This is a genomic window from Paenibacillus sp. FSL E2-0201 (genome assembly GCF_037963325.1).
GTDB lineage: Bacteria > Bacillota > Bacilli > Paenibacillales > Paenibacillaceae > Paenibacillus_AQ.
Genome location: NZ_CP150154.1, coordinates 5,920,915 through 5,935,120 on the forward strand (window position 1 = coordinate 5,920,915; position 14,206 = coordinate 5,935,120).

A 14,206-nucleotide genomic window follows, 5' to 3' on the forward strand; every position below is an offset into this window, starting at 1 on the left:
TGTTAGTCGCTACCGCGGAACATTTAGACTTTCGATCGCTTGCTTCTTCGAACTTTTCAACTAGGCTTCTGGTAACCAGCCACTACGAGGAATTTTTGGACTTCCGATCGCTGTTATCCTCAGATTTCCTGATTTAAACCGCTTCTCGCGGTAGAAATCCGAGGATAAAGGCGAACGCTCCGCTTCTACAGTTCCAAATATTCCTCTTCGTTCTTCTACCAGTCGCCCTTTTAAAATTAGAAGCTATCAACGCTTCTACAGTTCCAAAAATTCCTATTCACTCCGTTCCCAGCATTTTCTTTAGAACCCTATTTCTAAAAAAATGCATGAGCACTCCACCTACATAAGCTTAAGCAGGTGTCTATTTAACTGCATTAATATTTCACCACGTTCAATTGGTGGGAGTAGGGAAAACAAAAAAAGACCCGCGGGCTGAGGTTCAGAAACTTAACTGAACCTCAGCCGCGGGTAAAACCATCAAGAATCAGTGAAGCACTAAATTAAAGATCTACACCAACCTTAAATGCTTTTACGATAAGAAGTTGGTGAGATTCCTACATATTTACGGAACTTAGCGTTGAAATAATCGGGGTTCATATACCCAACCTTCTCGGCTACCTCATATACCTTCATTCCTTGCGTCAGAAACTCTTTCGCCTTCTCAATCCGCACTTTGTCCAGGTACGTATTAAAGTATTCTCCTGTGGTGTTCTTAAACATCTTACCTAGATAAGCGCTGTTGTAGCAAAATAATTCGGATAAGGTCTCCAGCTTTAGGTTCTCATTGTAGCGGCGGTTGATGATCTCCGTGATCTTCTTAATTTCATTTCCGCGCCCACTGGTCATCTGACCCGCAATTTCTTCGAGAAATGAGACAGCCTGATCCTGCAAATCGGACAAATAATAACTTTGATAGAGTTCCCCTATTGGTGGGGAGTGCTCTGCTGCATAGGTACGAATTTCCGGATACGTAGGCTCCAGACGAGCCAAAACAGTACTAAGGAGCCTCACAAAGGTCTCTTTAATTCGCAATTCATCACTGCCCGCGGCTATAAGCTCAGCACAGATGGTCTGCACGATCGGTCGAATCGCGCTCAGACTTCCGGTTTCTACTGCAAGCAGCAGACGACTTTCCGTCTCCGGATCGTCCTCCGTCTTCTCCTTCAACTCCATCAGAAGTCCTGAAGGATCTGTACTGATGAGGATCCCCTTCTTGAAGAAGAATGCTCGTCTAAGCAACTCACGTGCTGCATTCAATGAATCTCCCGCCATTTCAGGCCGAGACACCACTCCCCCCGCTACTGCAATGAAGTCGTACCCCTTTTGTTCTATCGTTGCAGATAATTCCTTGTATAATTCTTCTCGCTTGCTCGCCTTTTGATCCGGATCCTTCATAAGAATGCCCAAATACTGTGACAAAGTAAAGAATGAAGCATTAGGATCATTATTAAACTGTTCCATCACTGTTTTGATTCCCCGGACATCCTCATCATTTACACCAGCTGTTTTTCTTAGATCAATGAGAATAACTTCGTAGTTTCCCTGTTCCAGTCCTAGCGCCTCCGCATGTCTGCTGAGGTCCGCGTCCGTTTCCTCCTCCGAAGTCGGCTGCAGCAGCGTTCGAAGTAATGCTTCCCTATTGCGGGCGGGCTCCTCCTCATTCCAGTCACTAAACCGCTGTTCCTGCTCAATCGTTTCGCGGAGCTGCTCCAGACATACAATCATCTCATCTTCATCGACTGGCTTCAGTAAATAACCGTCAATCCGAAAACCAATCGCCCGCTTAGCATATTCAAAATCCGCATGTCCACTTAGGATTAGCACATGGCTCTCTGAACCTTCATTACGAAGCTCACTGATCATTTCCAGACCATCCATTCCAGGCATGCGGATATCCGCTACTATAAGCTCCGGGTAGAAGGTATGATATTTTTCGATGGCTTGCAAGCCATTAGCTGCTGTTGCTACCACCGTATAACCGAGCTTCTCCCACGGGATCAGACTACGTAGCCCTTCCCGCAGCTTCGGTTCATCATCGACAATCATCACTTTTATCATAGTTTGTTGTCCTCCATTGGTATGCAGAAGAAAATTATCGTACCTACATTAGGTTTACTCTCAATCGTTAGCCCATATTCTGCGCCATAGGATAGCTTTAACCGGTCATGGACATTGCGAAGTCCAATCCGCTCGCCTTCACGCTCTTCTTGGCGCTCAAGTGTATTCAGTAATTCCTCCAGCTTATCGGGAGATATCCCTACCCCATTATCTGTAATCGTAAATTTCGCGTGATTTCCAGCTTGTACAACTTCCACCGTCACAAATGCACCTTCCATTTTATTATCCAGTCCGTGGATGACTGCATTCTCGACAAGCGGCTGAATAAGGAGTGGTGGCATATAGATAGACTCTACAGCCGGATCTATAATAAATTGATATTTCAATCTTTCTTCATAACGGAATTGCTGAATATCCAAGTAACAACGTACCACCTCTAATTCCTGACTCAGCAAAACATTACTCCGGCCTACCTCTAAGACACTTCGCATCATTTTACCTAAAAGACGCACCACACGGGCAATTTCCACTTGTCCCTTCATATGTGCTTCCATCCGAATCGCTTCTAGTGCATTGAACAAAAAATGCGGGTTAATCTGACTCGCCAGCATTTTGAATCGTATATCATTTTGCTTCTGCTCTAGCAGACTGTTTTGAGCATTGGATTCCTGTACTTCATACATCAGATCATTAATGCTGCGTACCATGGAATTGAATTGACGGGCTAACAGGGCGATTTCATCCTTGCCATCAATCTTCAATGTCGTATCAAAATCCCCAGTACTGACTCGGTTAATATGTCTGCTTAAATGCAGCAACCGTCGTGAAAACAATGAGGAGAAGCTATATATAATTAAAAAGGCCAATAGAACACTTATCGCAATGACAGTAATCGAAAGCTTAATGACTTGATTGGGTTCTTTAACTATACTTTCAATCGAAAAAACAGATATAATTCGTAGTGCATTTCGGCTGGCTTGTGGTTTAAGCTCCTCTATCACAATTTTAGAAGCTTCACCATCTACTACCGCTTCATAGCTTCCGCTTCCTTGACCCAAGAGGGTCGTGTCAAAGGAAACGTCCGCCAGCGTTTTGCCTGTCCGCTCTTTGCGGTTCGCTGCAATGATATTGTCCTGATCATCGACAATCATAGTATCAAAAGATTCTTGGCTTAGAATGGATGCAAGCTGCTGACTGTTCACATTAATAACGAGTACACCTATTTTGCTGGAGCCCTCCAGCTCAATTTTGCGAACAAGGCTTAAATAATTCCGCTTATCACGCTCATCTTCAATATATTCCCAACCGACAAGACTATCGTACCGCTGTGCTCTTTGATACCACTGGCTCTCTCTAATCTCCGCCGTTGGATTGATTAGCTCCCAGTTGTTAAGCAGCGTAGCATTATCAGTGTACAAGCGAATGTTGGATATTTCTTTATATAACCTTAGGTATTCACGCATATCTGAGTAATCCCGGTATGCTTCCACCACATCATAAGTGCTAACATACTGACGTACGGCAAGTTTTTTCAACCGTGCATCATAACTTAAACGATAGGCGATATCTTGAGATACACCAATGACTTCTTCCGTTCTTTTCTTTACCCTGTCTACGTTAATTGAAGCTTGCTCCAATGCACTCTTGAACGCCATGGTCCTCATTTCAATCGTAAGATATCCGCCTACCAGTAACACAGGAAGTAATGTAGTGAGTAAAAAAGCGAGCAACAGCTTATTGCGGATTTTGATGTCATTCAACAACTTTACCATCCATTGGAACATGGCCTTCCGCCCCCCGAAACCTTGACTATCTCATCCAGTGCTTAGCTCTGCCCTGATGATATCCCATACTTTACAGAAGTATAATGAAAACGGCAACAATTTTGAACATTACCTATCCACACACTCCTCCATAATTAAGCTGGTTATAAAAAGGTCCTCCGCCATATGCGAAAGACCTTTATCATCAGTTATAAATACAATGGCACTTTATTGGCGGTATGCAGCCAGCTTGTTATTCAGTTCACGAGTCTGACCGTAGACTTCCTGATAGAGGTTGAATAAACCGTCATAGATTGCCGCTTGCTTTGGATCTGGTGTATACACATCCGCAGGACGGATGAAGGCTTCTGCACATGCACTAAGGGATGCGAACCATCCGCTTCCATAAGCTGCCAACATCGCTGCTCCCATGGCCGGACCTTGCTCACTTTCAAGCTTCACGATGGATGCATTGAAAATATCTGCTTGCATCTGGAGCCATGCCTCATTTTTAGCCCCGCCGCCGATCGCAATGATTTCTGTAATTTCTTTGCCTGAATCACGTACAATCTCGATGGATTCACGTAACGAAAAGGTAATACCTTCTAATACGGAACGTGTAAAATGAGTCAATGTATGCCCTGAATCCATACCAATAAAGCTTCCGCGAATATTCGCATCTGGATGCGGTGTACGTTCTCCTACTATATAAGGTGTAAAGAGCAGTCCGCCGCTACCCGCTGGAATGGAAGACACTCCATTTAGCAATTCATCAAAGCTCTTGTCTGCCGCAAAGGTTTCTTTGAACCATGTAAGGCTATGACCCGCAGCTAGAGTAACACCCATGATATAGTAGGCATCCTTTTCACCATGGTTGAAGAAATGGACTTTACCTTCGAGATTTAAATCTTTGTTGCTCTCATAGGAAAGAACTACGCCAGATGTACCAATACTGCACATCGTCCGGCCTTCACCTAGAACCCCTGCTCCAAGTGCTCCACATGCATTATCCGCACCACCAGCAAATACCTTTGTTGATGATAAGAGACCAGATGCTTCAGCAATATCCGGCAATAACGTTCCTGTCTGTTCAAAGGACTCTACCAGTCTAGGACAAAGGGAAAGTGGCAGTTCAAAAGCTTCAGCAATTTCAGCACTCCACGTTTTAGAACCTACATCCAATAGAAGCGTTCCAGCAGCATCGGAATAATCCATCGCATAATCACCGGTCAACCGGAGACGCACATAGTCTTTTGGTAAAAGGAACTGGTACGCTTGTGATAATACCTCAGGCTCATTCTCTTGCACCCATAGAATTTTAGGAAGCGTGAAGCCTTCTAACGCACGGTTTCTAGCGACCTCAATAAGCTTTGCACCGAGCGTCTTCTCTATTCTTCTGCACTGTGCAGTAGTACGTGTATCATTCCAAAGAATGGCCGGACGAAGCACTTGACCTTCCTTATCCACTAGTACCAATCCGTGCATTTGCCCGGAGAAGCTAAGACCATCAACTTGCGATGGATCAATGCCCGATACTTCAATTAGGCGACGAAGGCTGACCAGCGTTCCTTTTACCCAGTCCTCTGGATTTTGTTCGCTCCAGTTCGGCTGTGGTCTGCTTAGCGGGTAGGATTCAGAGTGCTCAAAAGCCACCTTGCCTTGTGGGTCCACTAGCACAGTCTTCACTGCGCTAGTACCCAAATCTACACCTATAACGTATTTCATTTTTGACCTCCTAAAAGTTTTGTGAGCATAGGCTTCATTGAATTACTTCGAACAAAACTTACTTCGTAAGCATCCACTTAGTTTTATGGAGCTTAGCTACTTGATTCTCTTCGAAATAAAACTTACTTCGTAAGCATCCTGCTTAGTTTTGTGAGCATAGGCTTCATTGAATTACTTCGAGCAAAACTTACTTCGTTAGCATCCACTTAGTTTTATGGAGCTTAGCTACTTGATTCTCTTCGCAATAAAACTTATTTCGTAAGCATCCTACTTAGTTTTGTGAGCGTTTCTAGAATTTCTTTGTACACAAAAGGGGCTGCCGAAGAATGCTCTCTTCAGCAACCCCCGTTGCATTTGTTCAAACTGGATTCAAAGCCTAAGCTTCAAGCTCCCTGTAAATCCTACTCAGCCAAAATGTATTGGTTAAGTGTAGCTCTCAAGTATTCTTGACGTCCGGATTGGTTAGGACGTGGGTTCTCATTGTTCAAAGCATATTCAGCCAAGGAAGCCAGTGTTGCTTTGCCGGATACGATATCCGCGCCAACACCTTCATTGAAGCTGCTGTAACGTTTTTCAACAAAATCTTCGAATACGCGATCTTCGATCAATTTAGCAGCTACTTTCAAGCCTTTTGCATAAGTATCCATACCAGCGATGTGTGCTAGGAACAAATCCTCAGGCTCGAAGGAAGGACGACGTACTTTAGAGTCAAAGTTGATTCCGCCTTTGCCAAGACCATCATTCTTGAGTACTTCATACAGTGTGAGTGTTGCATCGTAGATGTTAACTGGGAATTCATCAGTATCCCATCCGAGCAATGTATCACCTTGGTTAGCATCAAGCGATCCGAGCATGCCGTTGATACGAGCTACACGAAGCTCATGTTCAAAAGTATGACCAGCAAGTGTAGCATGGTTAGCTTCAAGGTTCAGCTTGAAGTGCTTGTCGAGGTTGTATTTTTGCAAGAATGAGATCGTTGTTGCTGCATCGAAATCATATTGATGTTTCGTAGGCTCTTTTGGTTTAGGCTCGATCAGGAATTGACCATCAAAGCCGATTTCCTTAGCGTAATCTACAGCCATGCTGAACAGACGAGCAATGTTATCTTGTTCAAGGCCCATATCTGTATTCAGCAACTCTTCGTAGCCTTCACGGCCACCCCAGAATACATAGTTGCTAGCGCCTAGACGTTTACCCACTTCCAGACCTTTCTTCACTTGTGCTGCTGCATGTGCGAATACATCAGCATTTGGAGTGGAGCCTGCACCGTGCATATAACGTGGGTTAGTGAACATATTAGCTGTATTCCACAGCAATTTCTTGCCGGAAGTCTTCATGCCTTGTTCAAGGATATCAACGATGGTGTCGATGTTGCTGTAGAATTCACGCAAAGATGCGCCTTCTGGTGCGATGTCCACATCATGGAAGCAGAAGTAAGGCAGGTCCATCTTATCCATAAATTCAAAAGCTGCTTCAGCGCGAGCCTTAGCTTTGTCCAGACCGTTCAATTTGTTCCAGCTACGAATAGCAGTTTCAGCGCCAAACGGATCGGAACCGCCAGCAGTTAATGTATGCCAATAAGCCATTGCAAATTTCAGATGTTCTTCCATAGTTTTGCCGGCTACGACTTCTTTAGGATTGTAGAATTTAAATGCAAAAGGGTTGGTGGAACGGCTTCCCTCGTAAGAGATTTTGTTCACTGTCTCAAAATAAGCCATTGTGTAATCCTCCTCAAATTGTACTTCGCCCGCAAGCGTTTACAGGATCATCTTAACACATCTTTTGGACTTTGTATATTGGTTAAACAAAGTTTTGTTTAAGTTTTTTTCGTCCATTTTTTGGAGCTCTGTCTAGCTTCCTCTCTCCGCTTCCCAATTATAGGAGATCTATCTTGGAAAATTTCCTCTAGACGCTATGTATTGCAATTTCCAGCACATCACTCTAGACTAAGTGGCATACAACAAATGGGAACTATGCCAAGCTAAAACGCCTTTAGCGTCCCTTTAAAGACGGTAAGCGTTTATGCGAGAATTTTAAGGAGAAAGTATACCGTGAAGCTTATACTTTCTTATAATTTAAGAAGGATGTGTGATTTGTGAAGGTTACTGGAGACCAAGCGCTGGTCAAAAAAATAAATAAATCGATCGTACTACATACCATTCGAAGACACTCTCCACTCTCTCGCGCGAAGGTTTCAGAGATGACCGGATTGAATAAAGCTACTGTGTCTAATCTGGTAGCTGAGCTGTGCACGCAAGAATTGGTAACCGAAGTCGGACCTGGGGAATCAAGCGGCGGCCGTAAACCGTTAATGCTGCATTTCAACACAATGGCTGGCAGTGTAATTGGCATAGAACTGCGGGTAAAGCAGCTAACAGCAGTCTTATGTGATCTGAGTGGGGGCATTCTTTACGAAAGCGATTTCTCCTTAGACAATCATGATCTCCCTTACGTACTGGAACAAATGAAGAAGCTTATCTCCGGCTTGATTGTCAGCGCTCCTGAATCGCCTTATGGCATCGTCGGTATCGGAGTAGGTGTCCCTGGCATGGTGGATGAAAATGGTGTTGTACTCTTTGCTCCCAACCTTGGCTGGGAAATGGTCGACCTGCGGGCGATACTGGAAGCTGAATTTTCTGTCCCAGTCACCATTGATAACGAAGCGAACGCAGGCGCACAGGGAGAACTCAACTTTGGTGCGGCAAGAGAGGTAAGGCATCTGCTTTACATAAGTGCGGGATCAGGGATCGGATCAGGAATTATTATTGGTGGGGAGCTATACAAGGGTGCAAGAGGATATGCCGGTGAAACCGGACATATGACGATTGAAGCACAAGGCAAGCCTTGCAGTTGCGGCAGTCGTGGCTGCTGGGAGTTATATGCCTCTGAGAAAACCTATGATAATCCCGACCTCCCCCTACCTGCCCATACTACGCCAGAGCTGGTTCGTTATGCGGCTGGGGGACAAGAAGACGCCCTTCATCACTTCTCAACGATGGGCGAATATCTCGGTATCGGGGTGACAAATCTAATCAATAGCTTCAATCCAGAGCTTATTGTAATCGGTGGAGCATTGTCTGAGGCTGAAGAATGGCTTGGTGAGCCGCTGCGCCGGGTTGTAGCTGAACGTACTCTTCCTTACCACAAGCAGCAACTCGAAATCACATTCTCTAAGCTCGGCAGCCGTGGAACGATGATCGGTGCAGGTTTCTCTGCCGTTATGCAATTCCTAGGCGACATTCGAGTGACCCTATAATTATTAGTTTGATGGATCAATTGTGTTCATTCACTGAACATCTTTATAGGCAAAAATTCATAAGATAAATAATTGACGTAAAATTGACGCTTTTGAGTGAATCAAAAGTGCAGTAAAAGGAACAGAAATCCTATATAATAAAGGCTAAGCTAGTGTGACATTTATCACTACAACCCCTTTTTTGAAATGGAGAGCGAGTCCATGACCTATGTTGATACGTCTGATATCTCGGCACAGATGTTCATCACTGTGTTGCTTTTTCTGCTCATTATTGCCCCTTTGATCAGCCTCGGTGTGCTCCGTTTTTTTCAAGCTAAAAAGAAATCAGGATTTATTCTTATTGGCAGCGGCGCTGCTGTATACGTACTATTTCAGATCATTACATCTTTCACTCAAACCTAACTCTACTTCTAGATCTACTTTCATAAAAATAGTCTGCGCACTAAAGCGTCAGACTATTTTTTGTATACTTAAAGATCATAAAAAAGACCGCCTCCTGATCGGAAACGGCCCCTTACAATTTCCTTGCGGAAATCTTATTTACTTAAACAGTCGCCAGTGCTTTGTCGAACTGAGTTTTGTTCATGCCCACAATTTTATGCTCACCGATAACAGTTACAGGAATAGCTCTCATTCCCATGTCCCATACTTGCTGCGCAAAATCATTATTCTGCTCGACATTGCGTTCTTCGTAGGAAACGCCTTTTTCGCTAAGAAAGCTCTTAACCTGACGGCAATGCGGGCAATTTGTTGAGGTATATACAATAACCTTCTCCATGGTATGACCTCCTCCTATAAAAGATATACAGTGAAGATATCTAATGTAGCATTGAGTTTTTTTCAAACCAAATTATAGAATGACTGCACTGTGCTCCAAGCTTTCGATATATTTCTCAGCATCCATAGCTGCCATACATCCACTACCTGCTGCAGTAATCGCTTGTCTGTAACGAGTATCCTGCACATCACCACATGCGAACACGCCTGGGATATTGGTTTCGGAAGTGCCTGGGTTCGTCATGATATAGCCATCCGCATTGGTTGTGATCTGTCCACCTAAGAAAGAGGTGTTCGGGTGGTGACCAATCGCAACAAACACGCCGCTTGCTTCGATGATTTCTTCTTCTCCGGTCTCATTGTTAAGCACTTTTAGACCATTGACGCCTCTGTCGCTCGAAGTCACTTCCAGTGGAGTGCGATTTAGGTTCCAGTCTACTTTAACATTAGCACGAACGCGATCCTGCATGATCTTCGAAGCACGCAATTCTCCACGACGATGCACCAAAGTTACTTTGGAAGCAAAACGAGTCAAGAAGCCAGCTTCCTCAAGTGCGGAATCTCCGCCACCAACAACCACGATCTCTTTATTACGGAAGAAAAATCCGTCACAGGTAGCGCAGGTGCTTACACCGCGTCCCACATTATCTTGCTCCCCTGGGATACCGAGGTATTTTGCCGTAGCGCCTGTGGAAATGATCAATGTATCTGTAGTAAGAACGCCCATTCCTTCAACATTCAACTTAAAAGGACGCTCTCCAAGTTCTACACTGTTCACCCAGCCCGTACGGAACTCCGCACCAAAACGTTCAGCTTGTTTACGCATATTATCCATCAAGTCAGGACCCATAATGCCTTCAGGAAATCCAGGGAAATTCTCCACTTCTGTTGTAGTGGTCAATTGTCCACCGGGTTGGGGTCCTTCGATTACTAGTGGGTTCAAATTGGCACGAGCCAAATAAATAGCGGCGGTTAATCCTGCCGGTCCAGTTCCAACAATTATTGATTTATACATATCTATGTCCTCCTTGAGCTAGACGGCAATGACGTCGCTTCTTAATTAAAATAATTATAATGTAGTGTTAATTATGATAACTGAAAGCAAATATGTCAATATGCCAGACTCCCTCACCCCAAAACTATTTTGTGAACAATTTAATTTCGATAAATCTTATCGCAATAATCTTAGTCCATTAAGAATCACTAATATCGTACTGCCTTCATGACCTATTACGCCAAAAGGAAGTGCGATCCCTTGCACAAAGTTGCTGATCATAAGCACTGCAATCACAGACACAGCAAAAATCATATTTTGCTTCACAATACGCTGTGAACGACGCGCCAATGATATCGTTGAAGCGATCTCTTCTATATTATCATTCATAAGCACTACATCGGCTATTTCGAGTGCAGCGCCGCTCCCTTTCATGCCCATACCCATGCCTACGGTTGCTGTCGCCAAAGCAGGTGCGTCATTCACACCATCCCCTACCATAACAACGTGACCATACTTTTCACGAAGTGCCTTGATATGCTTCACTTTATCCTCCGGTAAAAGGTCAGCAAACACTAGATCTACCCCTGTTGTAGCTGCAATGACCTGAGCCGTAGCGTCACGGTCACCCGTAAGCATTGCCACTTTAATCCCAAGCTCCTGTAGCTTCCGCACTGCGGCTTCTGCTTGTGGACGAACCGTATCCTGCAAAGCAATCATTCCGGCAATTTGCTCGCCGTCCAGAATGATGGAGACGGTCTTCCCTTCTTCAGCCAACTGCTGCCGCTTAAGTTTCCAATGCTCCAGTTCAGGATTCATAGCAGACTGAGCCAGCTCATCGAGCAAATTAGACTTCCCGATTCTCCAGAGATGTCCATCGATTTGACCTTCAATCCCCCAGCCTGTGATGGTTTTACTGTCTTCCACTCCCCGTAGCTCCAGGCCTTCCTCTTCCGCTTTACGTACAATCGCTTCCGCCAGTGGATGACGGGACATATTCTCAATGGATGCACTAACCGTTAGCAACTCTTGACGACTGTAGCCTTCTCCTGCAATAAAATCAGTTACTTGTGGAGTTCCTTCTGTAAGCGTCCCTGTCTTATCGAACGCCACAACCGTTGTGCGTGCCATATTTTCCAGATGGACCCCGCCTTTAAAAAGAACCCCTTTTCGCGCACTTTTGGAGATCGCCGACAGCATCGCTGGCATAATGGAGGAAACCAAGGCGCAAGGTGAAGCTACTACTAGAAACACCATCGCTTTATAGAAGGTTGCGCTCCAGCTCCAGTCCAGCAAAAATGGTGGAAGGAGAATCAGTGCCACGGTCGAGGCTACGACAACCCTTGCATAGATGGCTTCGAGTCTTTTTATAAAACGCTGCGAATTGGGAACTTCCGTTTCTGCCTCTTCTACCATTTTGATGATTTTGGCAAAAAGGGTGTTCTCAGCTGCTTTCGTTACCTCAATATAAAGGGGTCCTTCTCCATTAACAGTGCCTGCAAAAACCTCGCTACCGGCACATTTCTCTACAGGAACCGATTCTCCCGTAATGGAAGCCTGATCTACTGCTGACTCCCCCCGATATACCTTACCGTCTGCCGGAATTAAATCTCCCGGGCGTACAAGCAGCAGATCTCCGATCACCAGCTGGTCGATATGGACCTCATTCATACTTCCTTGTTCAATACGCATAGCTGTTGCCGGCTTGAGTGCCATCAGCGAGGAAATATCCTTTTTGCTGCGTTCCATCGTATAACTCTCTAAGGCTCCACTGAGTGCAAAAATGAAAATAAGCATGGCGCCTTCATTCCAGTATCCAATGGAAGCTGCGCCTAGTGCGGCTGCAATCATTAATAGGTTCACATCGAGATCCCGTTCTTTGACGAGCGTTTCTACGCCTTCTTTTGCCTTGTTCCAGCCACCAATCGTATAAGAAATGACATAGAGCGCTATGGAAAGAATTTCTGACCATCCACCAACAGACCATGCTAAAAGCATAAGCAGTCCGCTGCCCAGAGCAGCCTGCATTTCGGAATTGCTAAGCATGGCACGCGGATCGAACCGGCGCTTTGGAGCGCCTGGCTTCTTCATACTGCCGGAAATAGATGATTGCTGAGGTAAATGTTTTGATGTTGCTTGCATAATAATCGCCGTCCTTTAAAGTTTTGTGTAGCGTTCCTTCTGTGACTCTTCTTCGCAACAAAACTTGCTTCGTAAGCATACGCTTTGTTTTGTGGAGCCTAACTTCAGCCAAGTGAGAATGAGAGCCATTATTAAGACCCCTAAAATGACACATGCTGCCCCGGCTTAGCCGGGACAGCATGATTGATAACTATAGGTAGTGAGAATGATAATCATTGTTGCAATAGTACAACTATATTTCCTTAGTGCAACTTATATTTTAATCATACCACCAGGAATGAAAAAGTAAAGCCTATCTGTTCAGCTACCCGCCCTAAATTTTAGAGTATATGTCAGCTGCTCGCTTAATGGCGGATTTTATCTAACAGTTCTGTTAGGACATGTTCCTCGACTGGAGTCGAATAAGATCCATCCTCAAAACGTTTCATCGAACCGATCCCATCTTGGAATACAAACCGTATGCGCCCTTTGCGTACTTTTTTATCTGTATACATTTTATCGATTAGCATTCGATCTGTAATGGTTGCTGGAATTTCAGTCGGCAGACCCGCCTTCTGTAGTAATGCAATCACCCGCTGAGTTTGGTTCGGAGTTACATATCCCAAGCGCTCTGCTAACTGCACCTGAATAGCAAGACCTATCGCAATAGCTTCGCCATGTAACAATTCATAACCGCTTAAAGCCTCCAGTGCTCGACCCGCAGTATGCCCTAGATTAAGAATTTGCCGCAGATTGCTCTCCAATTCGTCCTTCTCTACCACACCGTATTTGATCTCACAATTATAAAGTGCAATCCGTTCGCAGACCTCTCGGTTTAATATAAGCTCTCCCTCTAAAGAAACAACTTGTTCCAAATTCTGCTCCAAATACTCAAAAAAACCCGCATCCGCCATGCAGGCATGTTTGATCGTTTCAGCTAAGCCGCTACGCAACTCACGAACCGGAAGTGTTCTCCATGTCGCTAAGTCGATGTAGACCTTTCTGGGTTGATGAAATACACCGATTAGATTGGTAGCGACCGGTGTATTTACGCCTGTTTTTCCCCCAATGGATGCATCTGCTGCTGCTAATAAGGTGGTCGCATAGTTCAAACTCGGCACTCCCCGGCCAAATGTCCCTGCCAGAAAACCTGCCAAATCTGTTACCGCCCCGCCTCCAATCGCAATAATACAGCAATCTCGTCCATAAGAACGGCTTAATAGCTGATCCTCCAGCAACGCCTTCGTTTCACGGGTTTTGGATTTCTCTCCGGCGGGGAAAGAAAAAAGCTCCGCATGAAAATCATTCTGAATCAACTGTTCCAGCAAGGCTTGTCCATAAAGTGCTTCAACTTTGGAATCCGTAATTATCGCAAATTTGCTTACATTTTCTACGATACCTCGTTTTAAGTCCTCTATTAATGTGCTAAATAAAGTTTCTCCGATCTCAATGTCGTAGGAGTGGTCAACAACCTTCTTCAGGGCAACTCTAAAATTTGCGGACATGTACAGC

10 protein-coding genes are annotated in these 14,206 nt (G+C 44.8%); 2 read left to right on the forward strand and 8 right to left on the reverse strand.

Going from position 1 to position 14,206, the window contains the following annotated elements:
- Window positions 1–519 precede the first annotated feature (519 nt).
- The 4 genes from NSU15_RS26655 to xylA all read right to left on the reverse strand — a co-directional run bounded on the left by NSU15_RS26655 (window position 520) and on the right by xylA (window position 7,264).
- Window positions 520–2,058, reverse strand: a complete 1,539-nt coding sequence (locus tag NSU15_RS26655) for a response regulator transcription factor (protein ID WP_339288160.1) — start codon at window positions 2,056–2,058, stop codon at window positions 520–522.
- Window positions 2,055–3,842 (reverse strand): sensor histidine kinase, encoded by a 1,788-nt coding sequence (locus tag NSU15_RS26660; protein WP_339288162.1) that lies wholly within the window; start codon window positions 3,840–3,842, stop codon window positions 2,055–2,057. Before NSU15_RS26660 ends, NSU15_RS26655 begins: the two co-directional genes overlap by 4 nt.
- A gap of 207 nt (window positions 3,843–4,049) precedes the next feature.
- Window positions 4,050–5,546, reverse strand: coding sequence for a xylulokinase (xylB, locus tag NSU15_RS26665; protein WP_339288164.1), 1,497 nt, complete (start codon window positions 5,544–5,546; stop codon window positions 4,050–4,052).
- Window positions 5,547–5,947: 401 nt separating this feature from the next.
- Window positions 5,948–7,264 (reverse strand): xylose isomerase, encoded by a 1,317-nt coding sequence (gene xylA, locus NSU15_RS26670; protein WP_042131068.1) that lies wholly within the window; start codon window positions 7,262–7,264, stop codon window positions 5,948–5,950.
- Between the two features lie 377 nt (window positions 7,265–7,641).
- Here xylA and NSU15_RS26675 point away from each other — a divergent pair, with 377 nt between their 5' ends.
- Together NSU15_RS26675 and NSU15_RS26680 are read left to right on the forward strand one after the other, a co-directional pair.
- Window positions 7,642–8,802, forward strand: coding sequence for an ROK family transcriptional regulator (locus NSU15_RS26675; RefSeq protein ID WP_339288165.1), 1,161 nt, complete (start codon window positions 7,642–7,644; stop codon window positions 8,800–8,802).
- 201 nt (window positions 8,803–9,003) lie between these two features.
- Window positions 9,004–9,204 carry a hypothetical protein gene (locus tag NSU15_RS26680; protein WP_042131070.1) on the forward strand — a complete coding sequence of 67 codons (201 nt, stop codon included), beginning with the start codon at window positions 9,004–9,006 and terminating at the stop codon, window positions 9,202–9,204.
- 142 nt (window positions 9,205–9,346) lie between these two features.
- On the opposite strand, the gene NSU15_RS26685 is transcribed toward NSU15_RS26680, so the two are convergent.
- The 4 genes from NSU15_RS26685 to aroB form a co-directional block, all read right to left on the reverse strand.
- Complete coding sequence (locus tag NSU15_RS26685) at window positions 9,347–9,580, reverse strand: glutaredoxin family protein (protein WP_339288167.1); 234 nt, start codon at window positions 9,578–9,580, stop codon at window positions 9,347–9,349.
- Between the two features lie 72 nt (window positions 9,581–9,652).
- Window positions 9,653–10,594, reverse strand: a complete 942-nt coding sequence (gene trxB, locus NSU15_RS26690; RefSeq protein WP_042131072.1) for a thioredoxin-disulfide reductase — start codon at window positions 10,592–10,594, stop codon at window positions 9,653–9,655.
- 156 nt (window positions 10,595–10,750) lie between these two features.
- Complete coding sequence (locus NSU15_RS26695) at window positions 10,751–12,715, reverse strand: heavy metal translocating P-type ATPase (RefSeq protein ID WP_339288169.1); 1,965 nt, start codon at window positions 12,713–12,715, stop codon at window positions 10,751–10,753.
- A 344-nt stretch (window positions 12,716–13,059) separates the two neighbouring features.
- Window positions 13,060–14,199, reverse strand: a complete 1,140-nt coding sequence (gene aroB / locus NSU15_RS26700; RefSeq protein WP_076120293.1) for a 3-dehydroquinate synthase — start codon at window positions 14,197–14,199, stop codon at window positions 13,060–13,062.
- Between the last annotated feature and the right edge of the window lie 7 nt (window positions 14,200–14,206).

Excerpts from the sequence above, each read along its gene's own strand:
- NSU15_RS26655 (WP_339288160.1), bottom strand. The coding sequence starts at position 2,058 with ATGATAAAAGTGATGATTGTCGATGATGAACCGAAGCTGCGGGAAGGG.
- NSU15_RS26660 (WP_339288162.1), bottom strand. The coding sequence starts at position 3,842 with ATGTTCCAATGGATGGTAAAGTTGTTGAATGACATCAAAATCCGCAAT.
- xylB (WP_339288164.1), bottom strand. The coding sequence starts at position 5,546 with ATGAAATACGTTATAGGTGTAGATTTGGGTACTAGCGCAGTGAAGACT.
- xylA (WP_042131068.1), bottom strand. The coding sequence starts at position 7,264 with ATGGCTTATTTTGAGACAGTGAACAAAATCTCTTACGAGGGAAGCCGT.
- NSU15_RS26680 (WP_042131070.1), top strand. The coding sequence starts at position 9,004 with ATGACCTATGTTGATACGTCTGATATCTCGGCACAGATGTTCATCACT.
- NSU15_RS26685 (WP_339288167.1), bottom strand. The coding sequence starts at position 9,580 with ATGGAGAAGGTTATTGTATATACCTCAACAAATTGCCCGCATTGCCGT.
- trxB (WP_042131072.1), bottom strand. The coding sequence starts at position 10,594 with ATGTATAAATCAATAATTGTTGGAACTGGACCGGCAGGATTAACCGCC.
- NSU15_RS26695 (WP_339288169.1), bottom strand. The coding sequence starts at position 12,715 with ATGCAAGCAACATCAAAACATTTACCTCAGCAATCATCTATTTCCGGC.
- aroB (WP_076120293.1), bottom strand. The coding sequence starts at position 14,199 with ATGTCCGCAAATTTTAGAGTTGCCCTGAAGAAGGTTGTTGACCACTCC.